We start from the raw sequence: 19202 nt of genomic DNA on the forward strand, positions 1-19202 counted from the left end.
ACGGCGCGGTACGAGGGCGCGACAGGACGGCACGGCACGCACGGCGGCGCGGCACGACCCCTTCCCACCGCGACCGCACTGACGCATCATCAGGCGCATGCCCGCGCCTCGACCCGTGCCCCTGGACGAGTACCCGGTCCATCAGATCGCCCGTTCCATGCGCCACGTCGCGACCGGTGACCGCAACGCCTACGACCGTTCGATCTTCCACTTCTTCGACCACGAGGGCCGGGCCCTGCTCGTCACCGGCCTCGGCGTCCACCCCAACCTCGGCGTCACCGACGCCTACGCGACCCTGACGCGCGGCACCGGCATGCTCGCGGTGCGCGCCTCGGACGCGCTCGGCGAGGACCGCATGCGGCAGCAGGTCGGGCCGCTGCGCATCGACGTCCTGGAACCGCTCCGCAGGCTCCGGCTGACCTGCGACGACGAATTCCTCTCGTACGACCTGGAATGGGAGGCCGCGTTCCCGGCCGTCGAGGAGCCGCACCACGCCCAGTACCGGGGCGGCCGGCTCTTCCTGGAGGCCAGCCGCTTCGTCCAGGCCGGCACCTGCCACGGTGTGGTCCGCACCGGCGACGGCGAGGAGATCCGCGTGGAGCGCGGCCGCTGGACGGCCACCCGGGACCGCAGCTGGGGTGTGCGCCCGGTGCCCGGCGAGGCCCCGGGACGGGCCGAGGAGGAGCACCGCCCGCAGGGTTTCCACTGGCTGTGGATACCGATCCGGTTCGACGACCGCTTCGTCATGGTGATCGCCCAGGAGGACGCCGACGGCTACCGCTCCCTGGACGAGGCCCTGCAGATCACCGAGCACGGCCCGGACCGGCAACTGGGCCGGGCCCACGTCGGCATCACCTACCGGGAGGGCACCCGCACCCCGGTCTCCGCCGTCGTCCACCTCGACGGCGGGAAGATCGAGGCCGAGGTGCTGGTCTCCAGCCCGCTCGCCGTCGGGGCCGGCTACCCGCCCGCCCGCGACTGGCAGCACGGCGAGTGGAAGGGCCGCGGATGGCTCGACCGCCGTGCGTATGACCTGACGGATCCGGCGGTCATGGCGCCCGCCGCCTACGGAGTCACCGACCACGCCGCGCGTTTCGCCTGGGACGGCCGGGTCGGCTACGGCATCTTTGAGCACGGCAGCTTCGGCCGCCACACCCCCAGCGGCTTCACCGGTCAGGAGGCCATGTGACAACGGTGCGCACCACCACCCGCGATCCCCGACTGCTGCGCAGCCGCCTCGACGAGTGGCTGGCCGCGAAGCACCCCGGCGCCCACAGCCGCGCGGTGCACGCCCCCTCCGCGAACGGCCTGTCCAGCGAGACCGTCCTGTTCGACCTGGCCGTCCCCCATCCGGCGGGCACCGCGCGCCAGCGCATCCGCCCCTGCGTGCTGCGGCTGGCCGGCGACCCCGACGCCTACACCGTCTTCCCGACGTACGACATGGCCGCGCAGTACCGCGTCATCCGGACGGTCGCCGCGCGCACCCGCGTCCCCGTGCCCGAACTGCTGTGGCTGGAGCCCGACCCGGGGCCGCTCGGCGCGCCCTTCTTCGTCATGGAGCGCGTCCCGGGGCGCGTCCCGCCGGACGTCATGCCCTACACCTACGGCGGCAACTGGCTCTTCGACGCCTCCGAGCAGGACCGGGCGCGGCTGGAGCGTTCGACGGTGCGCGTCCTCGCCGAACTCCACACCGTCCCCGGCGAGGGGACGCTGCGCGCGCACGTCGACGCCCAACGCGCCTACTACGAATGGGTCGTGGACGGGCTGGCCCCCTCCCCCGTCATCGAGCGGGCCTTCGCGTGGCTGGAGAAGCACTGGCCCGCCGATCCCGGCCCGTCCGTGCTCAGCTGGGGCGACGCCCGGGTCGGCAACATCGTCTACGACGCCGACTTCGCCCCCGTCGCCGTCCTCGACTGGGAGATGGCCTCCGCCGGCCCCCGGGAACTCGACCTGGCCTGGCTGGTGTACCTGCACCGCTTCTTCCAGGACCTCACCGTCACCGCCGGCTTCCCCGGCATGCCGGACTTCCTCGACCGCGACCGCGTCGCGGCGACCTACGCGGAGCTCACCGGGCACACCCCGCGCCACCTGGACTTCCACCTCCTGTACGCCGCGCTGCGGCACGCGGTCGTGATGCTGCGGATCGGTCACCGCCAGGTGCACTTCGGCGAGCGCGAGATGCCGGCCGACCCGGACGCGCTGATCCTGCACCGGGACACGCTGGAGGCGATGGTGGAGGGCCGCCACCGCTGATCCCAGGACCCGGCCTCACGCCAAACCTCACGCCGAACCTCACGTTCCGTGACGGCGGGGCCGCCCGGGGTGCCCGCAGCGGCGCTCCGGACGGCCCCGCGGCCCGTCGTGGCAAGGCCGCCGCCCGGGTGGACCTCAGGACCTGCGGCCGGACGTCATCCGTGCCACCCTGGCGGGGGAACGGGATGATGATATTCACCCGTTTGTCATGTCGTGCACTGCCGTGTCCGGGTACGGGCTGCGACCCTCGGTCGGGGGGACCCGCGCCGTCGTGAGGAGTACGCATGCACCAGCACCTCGCCCGTACCGCCACGGCCGCCGCCCTGCTGGGAGCCTCCGCGTTCGTCACCATGCCGGCCCACGCGGCCCCCGCGGACCCCTCCTCCCCCACGGTCTTCGCCCACCGGGGCGCGTCCACCGAGGCCCCCGAGAACACCCTGGCGGCCGTACGCCGGGCCAACGAGCAGCACATCAAGTGGATCGAGAACGACGTCCAGCGCACCAAGGACGGGGCCCTGGTGGTGATCCACGACGCGACGCTGAACCGCACCACCGACGTCGAGCAGGTCTTCCCGGACCGCGCCCCCTGGCGCGTCGCCGACTTCACGCTCGCCGAGATCCGCCGGCTCGACGCCGGCAGCTGGTTCGCCCCCCACTTCCGCGGCGAGCGCGTCCCCACCCTCCAGGAGTACCTGACCCTCCTCGACCGCGACCAGCAGGGCCTGCTGCTGGAGCTCAAGCAGCCCGAGCTCTACCCCGGCATCGAGAAGCAGACCGTCGACACCCTCGAGAAGGCCGGCTGGCTCGACCGGGCCCACCTCTCCGGCCGCCTGGTCATCCAGAGCTTCAGCGCCGACGCCCTGCGCCGCACCCACGAACTGCGCCCGGCCGTGGAGACCGGCTTCCTGGGCAGCCCGCCGGTCTCACAGCTGAAGGAGTACGCGGCCTTCGCCGACCAGATCAACCCGGACGAGAAGGACGTCACCTACGCCTACGTGCAGGCGGTCCACGGCACGAAGGGCCCCGACGGCAAGCCGCTGCGCGTGAACGCGTGGACGGTCGACGACCTCACCACCGCCGTCCGCATGGCGGCCCTCGGCGCCGACGGCATCATCACCAACCGCCCGGACGTCATCCGCAACGGCGTGCAGTGACCCGGACGGTCGCGTGCGCGGCCCGTTGAACCGCTCGGCCGAACGCGACGTACCAGTCACCGTGGGTGGCACCGGGTCGCCGACGCGGAAGGAAAGGGCCGAACGATCCCCTTGGACGCGAGCCGCCCCGTCAGCAGCGCCGGCACGGCGCACGGCCGGCAGGAAGTGCCGGGCCTCGAAGGTCTCCGCGGCCTGGCCGCACTGTACGTACTCCTGTTCCACTGCTGGCTGTACACGTTCCCGGGGTATCCCGACAGTTCCGCCCCCTGGTGGCTGGACGGGCTCATGTACGGCCGTCTCGCCGTCGTCTTCTTCCTCGTGCTGTCGGGGTTCTCCCTGGCCATATCCCCGGCGCGCGACGGCTGGCGGCTGGGCGGTGCCGCCCGTTTCCTGCGGCGCCGGGCCTGGCGCATCCTCCCGCCATACTGGGCGGCGCTCGCGCTGAGCCTGGTCGTCGCCTTGTTCGTGGTGCCGGCCTCGCACTTCGGGCCGCCCACCGGCGCGACGGTCCTGGTGTACGGGCTGGTCGCCCAGGACGTGTTCACCGCGCCGACGCCGAACGGCACGTTCTGGTCGATCGGTGTCGAGGCGGAGCTCTACCTCCTCTTCCCGCTCCTGCTGTTCGTCCGGCGGCGGCTGGGCGCCGTGGTCCTGGTCGCGGGAGTGACGCTCCTGGTCGTCGCCCGGGGCCTGATGGCCGCGCACGCGACCCCGGTGGAGGGGAACAACTGGCTCACCCCGCATCTCGCCCCGGTGTTCGTCGCCGGCCTGGCGGGCGCGGGGATCGTCGTCGCGTCGGCCCGGGTCCGGCGCCTGCCGTGGCACTGGTTCGCCGTCCTGGCCGCCGCGCCGGTCGTGGCGCTCGCCGCCGTCAAGGGCCGGGTCTGGACGGTGGACCACTACTTCTGGGTGGATCTCGCCGTCGCGCCCGCCATGACGATGCTGATCGCCGCGGTCGCCACCGGACGGCCCGCCTTCCTGCTACGGCTCCTGACCGCACGCCCCGTCCGTGTCCTCGGCGACTTCTCGTACAGCCTCTACCTCGTCCACCTGCCCGTCGTCATGACCGTCATCAGGCGCGTCGCCCCCAGGTTCGTCTCCCCCGGGCTGCCCACGTTCTGGTTCACCCTCGTACTGGCGTTGCCCGTCTCACTGCTGGTGGCGTGGCTGTTCGCCCGGGTCTTCGAGCTGCCCTTCAAGCGGCACCGCTCCTGGAAGTCCCTGCTCGCGCCGGCCCGTTCGCGGACCACCGGCCCGGCCCGGCCGGCGCCGGCCGAGGCCGCGCCGGCAGGTCCGTGACGTCCGGCCCGCGGGGACGGCGAAGGCCCGCGACGTCCGAACCGGTCGGACGCCGCGGGCCTTGGCCTCACCTGTCGGTCAGTACACCGGCTTGTCGGGCTCGATCGTGTTGACCCAGCCGATGACGCCGCCGCCGACGTGGACCGCGTCGGAGAAGCCCGCGGACTTCAGGACGGCGAGGACCTCGGCGGAGCGGACGCCGGTCTTGCAGTGCAGGACGATCTTCTTGTCCTGCGGGAGGTCCTGGAGGGCGTTGCCCATGAGGAACTCGTTCTTGGGGATCAGACGCGCGCCCGGGATGGAGACGATCTCGTACTCGTTGGGCTCGCGGACGTCGATGATGTCGATGTTCTCACCGTCGTCGATCCACTCCTTGAGCTGCTTGGGAGTGATCGTCGACCCCATCGCCGCCTCCTGCGCCTCCTCGGAGACGACGCCGCAGAAGGCCTCGTAGTCGATGAGCTCGGTGACGGTCGGGTTCTCGCCGCAGACCGCGCAGTCCGGGTCCTTGCGGACCTTGACCTGGCGGTACTGCATCTCCAGGGCGTCGTAGATCATCAGGCGGCCGACGAGCGGCTCGCCGGTGCCGGTGAGGACCTTGATGGCCTCGGTGACCTGGATGGAGCCGATGGACGCGCACAGCACGCCCAGGACACCGCCCTCGGCGCAGGAGGGCACCATGCCCGGCGGCGGGGGCTCGGGGTACAGGCAGCGGTAGCAGGGGCCGTGCTCGGACCAGAAGACCGACGCCTGGCCGTCGAAGCGGTAGATGGAGCCCCAGACGTACGGCTTGTTCAGCAGCACGCACGCGTCGTTGACCAGGTAGCGGGTCGCGAAGTTGTCCGTGCCGTCGACGATCAGGTCGTACTGGCTGAAGATGTCCATCACGTTGTCGGCCTCGAGCCGCTCCTCGTGAAGGACCACGTTGACGTAGGGGTTGATGCCCTTGACGCTGTCGCGGGCGGACTCTGCCTTGGAGCGGCCGATGTCCGCCTGGCTGTGGATGATCTGGCGCTGCAGGTTGGACTCGTCGACCTCGTCGAACTCCACGATGCCGAGCGTGCCCACCCCGGCGGCGGCCAGGTACATCAGGGCGGGCGAACCGAGACCGCCGGCGCCCACACAGAGCACCTTGGCGTTCTTCAGCCGCTTCTGCCCGTCCATCCCCACGTCGGGGATGATCAGGTGGCGGGAGTACCTGCGGACCTCGTCGACGGTGAGCTCGGCGGCCGGCTCGACCAGGGGTGGCAGCGACACGGGGACTCCGTTTGTCGATCGATCACTACGGTGGTTATTCCCGTAACACTGCCACGCCCTTCTTCATTCCGAGACCGCCGTCCCGAGGGGCGAGACCGACTTTGGTCACATGCTGGGCGGTGGCTGGCGGCGGAGCATGCGCGAGGCCTCGTCCCAGTAGCCCGGCAGGCCGTCCCAGGCCGCGTGGTCGGTGCGGTCGGTGAAGTAGACGGTCGCCGCGCCCTGCCAGCGGGCGATCCGCATGGCGTTCTCCAGGTGCGGGGCGGGGACCCCGTGCACCAGGTGGCAGAAGCGCTCCGGCGGGTACGCGGCCGTCCACTCCGGGGCCTCCGACCAGCGGTACTGCATCCACGGCCCGGCGAAGGTCACCAGTTGGTCGGCGGCTTCGGCGTAGCCCTCGTACGGATGGCAGCCGTGACCGAGCACGACGTGCCCGGTGCTGCCGCCCTCCACCGTCAGCAGCGCGCGCAGGGTGGTGATCACCCGGCGGCAGTCGGACAGCTCCGAACTCGTGGTCGGGGCACGGTCGAGGTAGAAGCCGTCGACCCGGTACCAGTCGAGGAAGCGGTGTGCGTCGGCGACCAGTTGGCCGAAGGGACGTGCCCCGTGCCGGGTGTCCAGGTAGCCGAGCACGGGCACGGCCGCGTCGCGCAGCCGGGCGCACGCCTGCGTGTAGAGCGGGTCGATCCGGGCGCCCGGGCCCCGCGCCACGTTGAGCACCACCCAGTGCATCGGCGCCTCGGGGCGGGCCAGTTCGGCCCATTCGCCCGGGGCGACCAGCGGGTGCGCGTACGCGGGGACCCCGAAGCCCAGTCCGTCACAGCGGTCGATCGGCCTGCGCAGGCCGCTCGGTGTCACACGCGGCATGCCGCCTCCATCCAGACGTCGGCGAGGGATTCCTCGAGGGCGATGCGCGGGCGCCATCCGAGGCGGTCGCGGGCGGTGCGGATGTCGGCCTGCTGCCAGGCGCCGCAGCCGTCCGGGTAGTGGGGGTGGCCGGTGCCGTTCGCCATCAGGTGCGGGTCCTCGACCTCGTGGAGGGCGCCCGCGTAGCCCGCGGCGTTGGCCAGGGCCGCGGCCACCTCGCGCAGCGGTACGGCGCGGCCCGTGCCGATGTTGACCAGGCCCTGGGCGGCGGAGAGCGAGGCCGCGTGCACGGCGCGGGCCACGTCGCGCACGTCCACGAAGTCCCGCTGTACGCCGAGTCCGGTCAGTTTCAGCTCACCGTCGCCGGTCTGCATGGCCCGGCGCATCGCCTCCGCGAGCCGCCCGATCGGCGAGGCGGTGGGCGTCCCCGGGCCGACCGGGGTGAAGACCCGCAGCACGACGGCGTCGAGCCCGGAGCCGAGCACCAGTTCCGTCGCGGCGAGCTTGCTGACCCCGTACGGACCGCCCGGCCGGGGGACGGCGTCCTCGGCCGTCGAGGAACCGGTGGGCGAGGGCCCGTACTCCGCGGCACAGCCCACCTGGACCAGCCGGGCGGAGGTGGCGCTGCGGCGCATCGCCTCGCACACGGAGGCGACCGCGATCGTGTTGTGCCGCGTGAGTTCGCGTGCCCCGCCGCGCGTGGCACCCGCGCAGTTGACGACGACCCCGGGGTGGACGGCGTCCATGAAGCGCGCCAGCGCGCCGGGACTGCCGGACGACAGGTCGAAGCGCACGTCCGCGTCGTCGCTGCGGCCGAGGGCGGTCAGCTGCACGGCGGGGTCGGCCAGCAGCCGCTCGGCCACGTGACGGCCGACGAATCCGTTGGCGCCCAGGAGGAGGACTCTCATAGCGAGCGCCTCCGCTGCGCTCGCCGTGGTCGGGGGTGCGGGTGGGTCATCGTGAATGGCTCCTTGGCTTCTTCTACGGAACTGCGGGGTGTGCCGGGCCGCCCCGGCCGCCGGCCGCTCATCGCGGCGCCGCCGCGGCCGTGTGCGCCGACGCGCGCGAGAGCGTGGTCAGGGCGTGGGCCGCCAGCGCCAGGGCGGCGGCCGCGCAGGCCAGCGCGGGGACGGCGGCCGGCGGGAGGGGGGACCGGTTCAGCAGGGCCGCGGCCAGGGCCACGGCCTCGGTGGCGCAGGCGAGCCCGGTGCCGATGGCGGCCGGGTCGGGGTGGCCGTGCACCGCGAGCAGACGGGCGGTGAACAGCAGCAGGGCGAGCGCCGCGGGCCCGGCGAGCGCGCCGGGGGTGAGCGGGGCACCCGCCACGGCCCGGGCGGCGCACAGCAGCGCGAGCACGAAGGCGAGGAAGAGCGCCAGCGTGCCCGCCAGCAGCGGCCGCACGGCACCGCCGAACTCCTCCAGGCTGCGGCTGCGCAGCAGGTGCCCGCGGGAGCGCACCGCGAAGCGGTGGGCGCACCAGGCGGCCGGCGCGAGGGACAGCGCGAGCGCGGTCAGCTCGGCGGCGTCCGCGGCGGGCAGCACGCCCCCGGCGAAGCCGTCGACGGCGCGCGGCCCGTACAGCCCGAACCCCACCAGCCAGCAGCTCCACACCGCGCCGGCCGGGCCCGTGCCGTACGGCGCCCTCAGCGGTCCGCGGCGCAGGGCGGCGAGGAGCACGAGCAGGAGCAATGGCACGGCCACCGCGACCACCGTGACCGGCGGCAGCACGCGCAGTGCCCCGCTCGCGGCGGCGCAGACGGCGCCCGGGGCGAGGGTGAGCAGCAGGGCGGGGCGGTCCGCCGGCCGGCCCGCGGCGGGAGGGGCGGTGGCGCGGGGCACCCGGGCGTAGAGCTCCTCGGCGAGGGAGAAGACGTCGCGGTGCCGGAAGCCCGCCGCGACGCGGTCGGTGACGCCCTGCGCCTCCAGTCCGGCCACGATCTCCAGCGGGTCCACGGCCTCGGCGCACAGCTGCCGGTGACGGTGCATCAGGGCGCGGACGGGGTCGGCGGGGCCGCGTTTGCGGGGGCCGCCCCTGCGGGCGCCGGCTTCGCTCTCCTGCACGTGGCTCATGCGCGTTCCCGCCTCTCGGCTCCGGCGTACGCGGGCTCGCGGGCGGCGAGCGCCCAGGCCGGCGCGGCCGTCCAGTGGCCGGGGACACGGGATTCGGCGGGCCTGCCGAAGGGGACGGGGGTGCCGTCCGGGTCGCGCAGCGGGGCGTGACGGCCGGGCGCGTGGGCCACCAGGTCGAGGTAGATCTCCCGGAACGCCGCCAGGTTCCGCTCGACGGTGAAGAGCTCCAGGGCGCGTTCGCGTGCGGCGGCGCCCAGCCGCTGCCGGCGCTCGGGGTCGTGCAGCAGGGCGACGCAGGCCTCGGCGAGCGCCTTCGGGTTGCGCGGGGGCACGACCAGGCCGGTCCCGCCGATGACCTCCCGTACGGCGCCGACGTCCGTGGAGACGGTGGCCCGGCCGCAGAACATGGCCTCGACCAGGGTGACCGGGAAGCCCTCGACGACGCTGGAGAGGACGACCACGTCCCCGGCCGCGTAGGCGTCGGGGAGCGCCGGGGCGCCCGGCGAGCCGAGCTCCTCGAAGGTGACCGGGTTCTCCCCGGCGGTGACGGCGTCGGCCGCCTCGTCGGGGAAGAGCTGCGCCGCCAGGGAGCGGCACTGCTCCAGGTACGCGGGGTCGCCCTCGCCGGCGCGGACGACGCGCAGCCGCGCTCCGGGTTCCTCCTTGCGCACCTCCCCGAAGGCGTGCAGCAGCCCGACCAGGTCCTTGCCGGGATCGACCCGGCCGACCCACACCAGCGCCGGGTCGCCGCCCTCGGCGTCGGCCGGCGGCTCGGGCACGGGCCCCTGGTAGCCGGGGTAGACCGTACGGACGCGGTCCCGCTCGGCGCCGCAGTGCTCCTGCCAGCGGCGTGCGTGGGCGTTGCCGGGGGTGACCAGGGCGGCCCGGCGGTACGCCTCGCCCGCGAGGTGGCGGTGGAAGGCGGCGAGCAGGGCGCGTACGGGGGCGGACAGTCCCGCGGCACGGTGCAGCAGCAGGGTCTCGCGCAGCCGCACGCCGTACTCGGTCACCAGCAGCGGCGTACCGAAGAACCGTTTGGCCAGGAGCGCGGGCAGCAGGGCGGTGCCGCCGGTCACGGCGTGGCAGAGGTCGGCGGTGGCCAGCGCGTCGCCGAACTCGTCGTACCAGGGCGCGGCCAGCGGCCGCAGCGCGCGCTCCAACTGGTCGGCCGCGAGCAGGAGATCGCCCACTCCGGCCTCCCCGACGAGGGGTCGCGCGCCGGGCGCCCGGCAGACCTCCTCCAGCACGCGCACCGCGTGCTCGGAGCGCAGCAGCGCCGGGACGCCACCGTCCTCGCGGGCGAGTTCGGCGAGGCCGTAGAGCGCGGAGGCGAAACGGTCCGCCACGCCATTGGCCCCGGCGTCCCCCGCCAGCACCCCGACGAGGTCGCGGTACTGCTCCAGCGCCTGCGCCCGCCGCCGGCGCGCCTTGCCCGGCACGCCCCCGGGCCCCGGCGCCGGCCCCCACAGCGGCAGCACGCGCACGTCCCGCACCTGCGGCGGCAGCGCCGGCATCCCCGCCGTCCCGGCCCGTTCGCTCCTGCCGATCGCGTACACCGCGAACTCGTGCCCGGGGAGCCCGCGCACGAGCCGGTCGACCCAGGCGCCCCCCTCACCCCGGGCGTACGGATAACCACCCTCCGCGAGTAATGCGATACGCACGTCTGCCCCCTCTCCGCAGTGGTCTGTTCGGGCGCGATGACCGTATTCCGGCGAAGTGGGGGCACGACGGACGGTTGTCCGCAGTGCCACCGAAAGGGGTGAAGAGACGTAACTTTCCCCAGCGTTGTGCGTTGTGACCGGGTAGACGTTCGCCGGGTGGTTCACGGGCGAGCGGGGCGCGGTGCCATTCCCGCGCGGGCGCCGGCGGTGGCTGTTATCGTCACCGGTATGAAGCGCGCTGCCATGACGACGACGCCGGAGAGTGTCCCGGCGCGCTGACCCCTGTCATGAGGAAGCCCCGGGCGAGTGCCCGGGGCTTTCCCTTGCGGTCATCCGCCCGCCGTCCGCGAGGAGACCGCCATGCACGACCACCGCAAACTCGGCCGCGAGCTCGGCCTGTTCGACACCGACCCGCTGATCGGCGCGGGACTGCCCTACTGGCTGCCGGACGGCGCCGCCGTCCGGCACGCCCTGGAGGAGTACGTCCGCGAGGCCGAACGCCGTGCGGGCTACCGCCACGTGTACTCACCCGTGCTCGGCAAACGCGAGCTGTACGAGATCTCCGGGCACTGGGCGCACTACAGCGACGACATGTTCCCGCCGATGGACCTCGGCGGCGAGCAGGTCGTGCTGCGGCCCAGCCTCTGTCCCCACCACGCGCTGATCTACCGCTCGCGCTCCCGCAGCCACCGCGAACTGCCGCTGCGCATGGCCGAGCTGGGCGGCATGTACCGCTCCGAGTTGTCCGGCGTGCTCGGCGGGCTCACCCGCGTACGGGCCATCCAGCTCAACGACGCGCACATCTTCTGCACCCTCGACCAGGTCGCCGACGAGGCCGCCGCCGCCCTGGAGATGATCGGCCGCGCGTACCGCGCCCTGGGCATCACCCCCGCCCGTCACCGGCTCTCCCTCCCCGGGCCCGGCGGCAAGTACGTCGCCGAGCCCGAGCTGTGGGAACGCTCCACCGCCCTGCTGACCGAGGTCCTGGACCGCTCGGGGCTGCCCTACGAGGCGGCGGAAGGCGAGGCCGCGTTCTACGGGCCCAAGATCGACGTCCAGGTCGCCGACGGCGCGGGCCGCGAGGCCACCTTGTCCACCGTGCAGATCGACTTCCACCAGCCCCGGCAGTTCGGGCTGCACTACATCGGCGCGGACGGCGCGAAGCACCGTCCGGTCATGGTGCACCGCAGCGTCGTCGGCAGCGTGGAGCGGGCCGTGGCGCACCTGGTCGAGCAGCACGGCGGAGCGTTCCCGCCGTGGCTCGCGCCCACCCAGGTGGTCGTCCTCCCGGTGTCGGAGGCGGAGCTGCCCGAGGCCGAGGCGCTAATGGGGCGGTGCCTCGACCTGGGACTGCGCGCGGACCTGCGCGCACCGGACCGCGGCACCCTCGGGGCGCGCGTCCGGGAGGCCCGCCTCGTCCCCTACCAGGCCGTCATCGGCCCGAAGGAGGCCGCGGACGCGCACGTCGCCCTGCGGCTCCGCGACGGCCGCCGCCTTCCGCCGCTGCCCGGGGAAGTGGTAGTGGAGCGCGTCCGTGCGGCCGTGGCCGCCCATGACGTGGAGCTGTGGCCCGGGGGCGAGGACCCCGCCTGACCCCCGCGCGGCACGGCGGACCGGGGCGCGCCCGTCCGACCCGGCCGGGCGCACCCCGGCGCGTCAGGCGGTGGCCGCCAGTGCGTGGCGCCGGGCGGCGCGCCGGGCGGCGGACTCCTCCGGGTCGAGCACCGGGACCGCCGCGAGCAGCCCCTTGGTGTACTCGTGCTCCGGCGCCTCGTAGACCCGCCCGGCGGGGCCGTACTCCACGACCCGGCCCGCCCGCATGACCGCGACGTTGTCGCTGACCTGGCGCACCACGGCCAGGTCGTGGGCGATGAAGACCAGTGCGAGCCCCAGTTCGCGCTGCAACTCGCCCAGCAGCCGGATGACCTGCGCCTGCGTCGTGACGTCGAGCGCCGACACCGGCTCGTCGCAGACGATCAGCCGGGGCTCGGGCGCCAGCGCCCGGGCGATGCCGACCCGCTGCCGCTGACCGCCGCTGAACTCGTGCGGATAGCGGTGGTACCAGTGGGGGTCGAGCCCGACCCGTTCCAGCAGTTCCCGCACGCGGGCGACGACCGCGGCGTCGTCGAGCACGCCCGCCGTGCGCAGCGGGTCCGCGATGGACTCGCCGATGCTGCGCCGGGGGTTGAGCGAGGACACCGGGTCCTGGAACACCATCTGCAGTCCCGGCGTGCCCGCGACGGAGCGTGCGCCCGGGCGCCGCAGTTCGCCGCCCGTGGGCTCCAGGAGCCCCACGAGCATCCGCCCGAGCGTGGTCTTGCCGCTGCCGCTCTCCCCGACGACGCCGAGCGTCTCGCCCGCGCGCACGGTCAGCGAGACGCCGTCGACCGCCGCGACCCGGGAGCCGCGCCGGCCGAACTCCCGCCGCACGCCGACGGCTTCGAGGAGGACCTCGCCCACGGCCGCGCCGCGCGGCTTCGCCGTCTCCACCCGCGGGACCGCGGCCACCAGGTCCCGCGTGTACGGCTGTCGCGGTGCGCCCAGCACGGTGCCGACCGGTCCGCGCTCCACGGCACGGCCGTCCTTCATCACCAGGACCTCGTCTACGCTCCCGGCCACCACGCCCAGGTCGTGGGTGACCAGCAGCAGCCCCATGCCGGTCTCGTGCCGCAGTTCGCCGAGCAGGTCGAGGATCTGCGCCTGCACGGTGACGTCGAGGGCCGTCGTCGGTTCGTCCGCGACGAGCAGCCGCGGCTCGCACGCGAGCGCCATGGCGATCAGGGCCCGCTGGCGCATGCCGCCGCTGAACTCGTGCGGCCGGAAGCGGGCCCGCCTCGGTGCGTCGGCGATGCCGACCCGGTCGAGCACCTCGACCGCCCGCGCGCGGGCCGCCCGCCGGGAGGCCTTGGGGTGGTGGACCCGGTAGACCTCGGCGATCTGGTCGCCGATCGCGAAGTACGGGTCGAGCGAGGACAGCGGGTCCTGGAAGACCATCGCCGCGAGCCCGCCGCGCAGCCCGCGCAGTTCCTTCTCCCCCGCGGTCAGGACGTCGACGCCGGCCACCCGCACCGAGCCGCCGATCCGCGCACCGCTGCCGCGGTGCAGTCCCAGCAGGGTGAAGGCGGTGGCGCTCTTGCCGCTGCCGGACTCGCCGACGACGCCGAGGGCGCCGCCCTGCTCCAGGGAGAAGGAGAGCCCGTCCACGGCCCGCACGGTGCCCGTGCCGGTGGGGAAGTCGATCGTGAGGTCCTCGACCTCGATCAGCCGTGACGTCATGCCAGCACCACCCGTCGGTCGGCCACCGCGTACAGGACGTCCGCGAGGGCGTTGGCGAGGACCACGAAGAAGCCGGTGACCAGCACCAGTCCGACGACGACCGGCAGGTCCTCGGTCTTCACCGAGTCCACCAGGCTCTTGCCGAGCCCGGGGATGCCGAAGAGCGACTCGGTGAGCACCGCGCCGCCGAACATCGTCCCCAGGTCCAGCGCGGTCAGTGCGATGACCGGCGGCAGGGCGCCGCGCAGGGCGTGCCGTCCGATGACGGAACGCTCGCGGACGCCGTAGGCGCGGAAAGTGCGCACATGGTCCTCGGCGAGCGTGTCCAGCATGGAACTACGGGTCAGCCGGGCGTATTTGGCGCTCTCCAGGATGGCCAGGGAGAGCCAGGGCAGCACCAGGTTCCACGCCCACTGCTCGGGGTCCTCGGTCAGCGGGACGTAGGACGGGAAGGGCAGCCAGCCCAGCACCGAGACGAACAGCAGCATCAGCAGGATGCCGATGATGAAGACGGGCACGGCGTTGCCGGCGAGGGTGAGCCCGGTCAGCAGCCGTTCGGTGAGCCCGCCGTGGCGCAGCGCCGAGAGCACCCCGGTGCCGACGCCGATGACCAGCCACAGCACCATCGCGCCCAGCGAGAGCGAGGCGGTGGCCGGCAGCCGCTGCGCGAGCAGGGAGGTCACCTGCTCGCCGCTCTGGTACGAGAAGCCCAGGCACGGTGCGCCGCAGTGCTCGGTGCCGACACCGGTGCTGATGTCGGTGCCGGCGAACAGGCCGTGCAGGAAGTGGGCGTACTGCGCGAAGGCCGGGTCGTCCAGGCCCAGCTGGGTGCGGACCTGGGCGACCTGGTCGGCGGTGCACTTGGGCCCGCAGGCCAGGCGTGCCGGGTCGCCGGGCAGGACGTAGAAGAGGGCGTAGACCGCGATGCTCAGTACGAGCAGGACCAGCAGGGCCGCCAGCAGCCGGCGCAGTGCGAACCGGGTGAGGAGGATCATGACCGCGCCTCCTTGCGCCTGCGGGCCACGGACCGCAGGCGGCTGCCGGCCCGCGGGTCCAGGGCGGTGCGCACGCCGTCACCGAGGGCGGTGAAGGCGAGGACGGTGACGAAGATCAGGCCGGCGGGCAGCAGCACGTACGTCGGATCGGCCTGGTACCAGGTGGTCGCGGAGGAGAGCATCTGTCCCCAGGAGGGCGTGGGCGGCTTGACGCCGATGCCGAGGAAGGACAGTCCCGCCTCCGACGCGATGTTGGAGGGCACCAGCAGCGCGCTGTACGTCACCACGGGCGCGGCCAGCGACGGCAGCAGTTCGCGGCGCGCGATCCGCCACCGGCCGGCGCCGCCGAGCCGGGCGGCGGCCACGTAGTCGAGGGACTTCAGGCTCAGGGTCTGGGCCCGGACGATGCGGGAGGTGCCGCCCCAGCCGAGCAGGCCGAGGACGAGGACGAGCAGCACCGGACGCGGGAAGCCGGCGGGGACGATCGCCAGCAGGGCGATGGAGAAGACCAGGGTGGGCAGCGCCAGCATGACGTCGGTGGTCCGGCTGAGCAGGTTGTCCAGGAAGCGGTTGCCGAGGCCGGCGGCGAGGCCGACCGCGACCCCGAGGACGACCTGCACGACGGTGGCGGCGAGGCCGATGCCCAGCGAGATCCGCGCGCCGTACACGAGCCGGGCGAACAGGTCGCGTCCGGTGCCGGGTTCGACGCCGAGCCAGTGGTCGGCGCTCACTCCGCCGAAGGAGCCGGTCGGTACGCCGCCGAGGGCGGAGTCGACGGCCGAGGCGTGGTAGGCGTCCGGGTCCTGCCCCTCCAGGGCGGCGAGCAGCGGGGCGGCGAGGGCCACCAGGACGAGCAGGGCGATCACGGCGACCCCGGCGAGGGCGGCACGCTGGGCGCGCAGCCGCCGCCAGAGCTGCCGGGCGCGGCGAGCACGTCGGTCGTGGTCACTTGACCGCGACCTGCGAGACGTCGAGGACGCCGGTCCAGTCGCTGATGACGACGTTCTTGACGTCCTTGCCGTACAGGCGCTTGTAGACCGGGTGGACCAGCGGCACGGTCAGCGCCTGCTCGCCGATCTTCTTGTCGAGGGCGCCCCAGCGCACGGCGGCGGCCTTGAGGTCGGTGAGCTTGTTGATCTCGTCGATCTCCTGGTTCACGGCCGGGTCGTCGAGCTGGGCGTTGTTGAAGTTGTAGCCGTCCTTGACGATCTGCCGGCCGTCGAAGATCGGGGCCAGGAAGGGGCCGCCGGACGGCCAGTCGGCGCCCCAGCCGGCGAGGAAGAAGCCCGGCTCGGTCTTGATGCCGTGGATCTTCTCGCTGTAGGCGCTGGACTCCAGGCCCTCCAGCTTGACGGTGATGCCGGCCTTCTTCAGGGCGTCCTGCAGGGCGGTGGCGACCTCGGGACCCTGCTCGTCGCCGCCGCTGCTGTCGTGGGTCAGCGTGACGGTCAGGCCGTTCGGGTAACCGGCCTCCTTCAGCAGCTCCTTGGCCTTGGCGGCGTCACCGCTCTTGCCGGCCGGGAACGCGTCGTACGGGGTGTAGCCGAAGGACTCCTGCGCGGGCAGGAAGGTGGTGGCCGGCTCGGCGAGCGAGGAGCCGCCGAGGGCGTTGACGACGGTGCTGCGGTCGACCGCGTAGGAGATCGCCTGGCGCACCTTGGGGTTGTCGAACGGCTTCACCTTCGGGTTGAAGGAGATGTAGTCGGTGTAGCCGAACTGCCCGGTGCCGACGCGGCCCGCGAGCTCCTTGTCGCCGGTGATCTTGGCGAGTTCGGCGGCGGTGAGGTTGGTGTCGGTGGTGACGGCGGCGGCGTCCTTGCCGGAGCCGGAGGACAGCCGCTGGTTGATCACGGCGGCGTCGAGCCCGGAGCGGACGTCGATGCGGTCCGGGTAGGCCTTGCGCTCCTCGTCGGTCTTCGGGTCCCAGTGGGTGTTGCGCTCCAGGACGAGGTGCTCGCCGTCGTTCTCGTTGCCGACGACCTTGTACGGGCCGGAGGAGAACGGGTGGTTCTCGTACTTGGTGCCGGTGTCCTTGGCCTTCGGCACGGGGGCGAAGGAGGTCTGGGTGGCCAGGAACGGGAAGTCGCCCTCGGGCTTGTTCAGGTGGAAGACGATGGTCTTCGCGTCCGGGGTCTCGATGGAGTCCAGACCGCCCTTGTCCTTGTACGGGCCCTGGTACTCCTTGCCGCCGACCAGCCAGTCGCGCAGGTAGGGGGCGCCGCCGGACAGTTCGGCGGCGAAGGAGCGCTCGATGCCGTACTTGATGTCGGCGGTGGTGATCGGGCTGCCGTCCTCGTACTTCAGGCCGTCCTTGAGGTGGTACGTCCAGACGGTGGCGTCCTGGTTGGGCGTGCCGGTGTCGGTGGCCAGGTCGGGGACGACCTTCGCGCCGTCCGCGCCGCTCTCGCGGTTGCGGGTGGTCAGCGTGCGGAAGACCAGGCCGGGGACGTTGCCGCCGCCGGAGGTGTAGAGCCGCGCCGGGTCGAAGTCCTCCTGCGGGGACTGGTTGAGGACGTAGAGCGTGCCGCCCTTGGCGGGCTTGCCGTCGGCCGCCGCCTTGGCCCCGCTGTCCTCCGGGCCGCAGGCGGCGGCGCCGCCGGTGATCGCCAGGACGACGGCTGCCGCTGCGAGGCGGCGGGGTGTGACGGACAGGTGAGACATCGAAGATCCCTTTCGCGGCTGCGAGTTGGAGAGGGCGGGGCTGGGGAAGGCCCGCAGGCAGCGGCGACGGACCCCGCGAAGGGGACCGTGAAGGATCGATCAAGCGTCGAGACGCGCGCCCACGGGTCGGAGAGGACCGGAGCGAGGGGAGATGCGCCCTCTACGCGCCCGGCACCGTGGAACGGCGACACAGGATGTCGGCGACGCAATGCCCGGCCACGCCAATGAGCGCCAGCTCGATGCTGGCGTCGGCGTCTGTGGTGGGGCTGTGCGGCATGCCGAAAACATTGAACGATTAATCGCCCGATGTCAAAAAGCTAGCCCCGGGGGTAGGGCCAGGCGTTGGGCTTGCAGGTCAGGCCCCCGTAGGAGAGGAACTTCGTCTGCTGCATCATGACCGGGGCCAGGGCACCCTGCTGGGGGCAGAGCACATGGTCGTAGCCGAGCCGGTGCCCGACCTCGTGGTTGATCAGCATCTCGCGGTAGGCCGGCATCCGGTCCGGGCCGTACGTCTTTGACCCCTGCGCCCAGCGGTACGCGTTGATCATCGTCCGGGGAGTCGACGCCGCGTCACATGACACATTGTCAACCGTCGTGTCCAGGCCGGACTTCGCGCACCAGGTGGCCGTGGTGCCGGGACTGGCCAGGGTGATCACGATGTCGGCCGGGCCCGTTGAGACCCGCTCAAAGGTGCGGGACCCGGCGTGCGCCCAACTCCGCCTGTCGTTCAGCGTCTTGTAGACCGCGTCCGCGAAGAGCCGGGCGTCCAGCGGCAGACCCTTCTCGACGTCCACCCGCACGCGCAGCAGCTTGCCCTTGCCGGGGGCCTTCTCGTGGCCGGCCACGGTCTGGAACTTCCCCGCCAGGCTCAGCTCCTGGTCGAGCGGGTAGCGCCGGACCATCGCCTGGTCGTAGGTGAGCGGGGCGGTGACCGCGGAGGGTGAGGTCGAGGGGGTCGCCCGGCCCTGGGAGCGGGACGCGGAGTCGTCGGCGCCCCGGCTGCCGCCCGGTGCCGCGGCGGCGGACGAGTGACGCTTCTCACCCCCGGCGGCCATCTGGCCCGCGACGACGACGGCCAGCACGGTCACGACCGCAGCGGCGGCGGCGCCGCTGAGCGCGCGAGTCCTGACGCCCTTCCTGGGCCGTTCGGGTTGTTCGTCGCCCTCCCCGGCCTCCGCGGCGCCCTCCACGGGTGCCCCGGATTCCGTGGTGGCGGAGGGCGCGTCGAAGGCCGCGACGAAGTCCCGCCGCGGGCCGGGGCCGCCACGGGCTCCCGCGCCGGGCGCCCGGCGCTGGCGCGGGAAGCCCGCTATTCGGGGCGCGGTGAAGAGGTCCGCGTCGAGGGGGTCGTCGTCCTCCGGGTACTCCGTGCCGAGCGCGGTGTCCGCCAGCTCCGCGGGCCGGGTCCCGCGCGGCGTGCGCGGCGGGGCCCAGGAACCGGCCCGGCCCCAGGCCGAGTGCTCGCGGTGCTCGGGGTGGGAGTGGCCCGGGACGTCGTCGTGACCGTGCCCGGCGTCCCCGGGCCGGAAGCCGTCCCGGCCGCCCGGCACGGAACCACCGGGCGCCTGACCCGGTCCGCCCGGCCGCTGCGGGGTCGTCGTCGGGCCGGAACGCCGGCGGCGGCCGGTGCCCGAGTTGCCGCCGGCTATGCCCGGTACGTCGTCGCGGCGGCCGTCACGGCCGCCCGGTGCGCTGTGCCTGCCCATGAA

Annotated in this window: 14 protein-coding genes and 1 pseudogene; 5 read left to right on the forward strand and 10 right to left on the reverse strand. The window is 73.5% G+C overall.

Features of this window, described 5'->3' with window-relative positions:
• The first annotated feature begins 97 nt into the window (after positions 1–97).
• The 4 genes from OG937_17430 to OG937_17445 all read left to right on the forward strand — a co-directional run bounded on the left by OG937_17430 (position 98) and on the right by OG937_17445 (position 4706).
• The gene (locus OG937_17430) at positions 98–1189 is read left to right on the forward strand and encodes a hypothetical protein (GenBank protein WUD73336.1); all 1092 of its coding nucleotides are present in this window, start codon (positions 98–100) and stop codon (positions 1187–1189) included.
• Positions 1186–2253, forward strand: coding sequence for a phosphotransferase family protein (locus tag OG937_17435; GenBank protein WUD73337.1), 1068 nt, complete (start codon positions 1186–1188; stop codon positions 2251–2253). The genes OG937_17430 and OG937_17435 overlap by 4 nt, the downstream gene beginning before the upstream one ends.
• Positions 2254–2537: 284 nt before the next feature.
• Positions 2538–3407 carry a glycerophosphodiester phosphodiesterase family protein gene (locus OG937_17440; protein ID WUD73338.1) on the forward strand — a complete coding sequence of 290 codons (870 nt, stop codon included), beginning with the start codon at positions 2538–2540 and terminating at the stop codon, positions 3405–3407.
• A gap of 111 nt (positions 3408–3518) precedes the next feature.
• Entirely contained in the window at positions 3519–4706 is a 1188-nt protein-coding gene (locus OG937_17445; protein ID WUD73339.1) for an acyltransferase, read from the forward strand.
• Between the two features lie 78 nt (positions 4707–4784).
• Here OG937_17445 and moeZ read toward each other — a convergent pair whose 3' ends face one another.
• The 5 genes from moeZ to pelF form a co-directional block, all read right to left on the reverse strand.
• On the reverse strand, positions 4785–5963 hold the full coding sequence (gene moeZ, locus OG937_17450; GenBank protein WUD73340.1) for an adenylyltransferase/sulfurtransferase MoeZ: 1179 nt from the start codon (positions 5961–5963) through the stop codon (positions 4785–4787).
• Positions 5964–6068: 105 nt separating this feature from the next.
• Positions 6069–6830: a spherulation-specific family 4 protein gene (locus tag OG937_17455; protein ID WUD73341.1), complete on the reverse strand. Its 762-nt coding sequence runs from the start codon at positions 6828–6830 to the stop codon at positions 6069–6071.
• Positions 6818–7738: an NAD-dependent epimerase/dehydratase family protein gene (locus OG937_17460; protein WUD73342.1), complete on the reverse strand. Its 921-nt coding sequence runs from the start codon at positions 7736–7738 to the stop codon at positions 6818–6820. The genes OG937_17455 and OG937_17460 overlap by 13 nt, the downstream gene beginning before the upstream one ends.
• Positions 7739–7856: 118 nt before the next feature.
• Positions 7857–8900, reverse strand: a complete 1044-nt coding sequence (locus OG937_17465; GenBank protein ID WUD73343.1) for a hypothetical protein — start codon at positions 8898–8900, stop codon at positions 7857–7859.
• Positions 8897–10561 carry a GT4 family glycosyltransferase PelF gene (gene pelF / locus OG937_17470; GenBank protein ID WUD73344.1) on the reverse strand — a complete coding sequence of 555 codons (1665 nt, stop codon included), beginning with the start codon at positions 10559–10561 and terminating at the stop codon, positions 8897–8899. Before pelF ends, OG937_17465 begins: the two co-directional genes overlap by 4 nt.
• A 360-nt stretch (positions 10562–10921) precedes the next feature.
• Here pelF and thrS point away from each other — a divergent pair, with 360 nt between their 5' ends.
• Positions 10922–12154, forward strand: a complete 1233-nt coding sequence (gene thrS / locus OG937_17475; protein WUD73345.1) for a threonine--tRNA ligase — start codon at positions 10922–10924, stop codon at positions 12152–12154.
• A gap of 63 nt (positions 12155–12217) precedes the next feature.
• On the opposite strand, the gene OG937_17480 is transcribed toward thrS, so the two are convergent.
• From OG937_17480 to OG937_17500, 5 genes and pseudogenes are all read right to left on the reverse strand, one after another.
• A complete protein-coding gene (locus OG937_17480) occupies positions 12218–13837 on the reverse strand; it encodes an ABC transporter ATP-binding protein (protein WUD73346.1) in 1620 nt (539 codons plus the stop codon).
• The gene (locus OG937_17485) at positions 13834–14832 is read right to left on the reverse strand and encodes an ABC transporter permease (GenBank protein WUD73347.1); all 999 of its coding nucleotides are present in this window, start codon (positions 14830–14832) and stop codon (positions 13834–13836) included. Before OG937_17485 ends, OG937_17480 begins: the two co-directional genes overlap by 4 nt.
• A pseudogene (locus OG937_17490) lies at positions 14829–15755 on the reverse strand (ABC transporter permease). Before OG937_17490 ends, OG937_17485 begins: the two are co-directional and overlap by 4 nt.
• A 22-nt stretch (positions 15756–15777) precedes the next feature.
• On the reverse strand, positions 15778–17493 hold the full coding sequence (locus OG937_17495) for an ABC transporter substrate-binding protein (GenBank protein ID WUD73348.1): 1716 nt from the start codon (positions 17491–17493) through the stop codon (positions 15778–15780).
• A gap of 317 nt (positions 17494–17810) precedes the next feature.
• Positions 17811–19199: a DUF3152 domain-containing protein gene (locus OG937_17500; protein ID WUD73349.1), complete on the reverse strand. Its 1389-nt coding sequence runs from the start codon at positions 19197–19199 to the stop codon at positions 17811–17813.
• Positions 19200–19202: the final 3 nt, after the last annotated feature.

The organism is Streptomyces sp. NBC_00510, assembly GCA_036013505.1.
Lineage (GTDB): Bacteria > Actinomycetota > Actinomycetes > Streptomycetales > Streptomycetaceae > Actinacidiphila.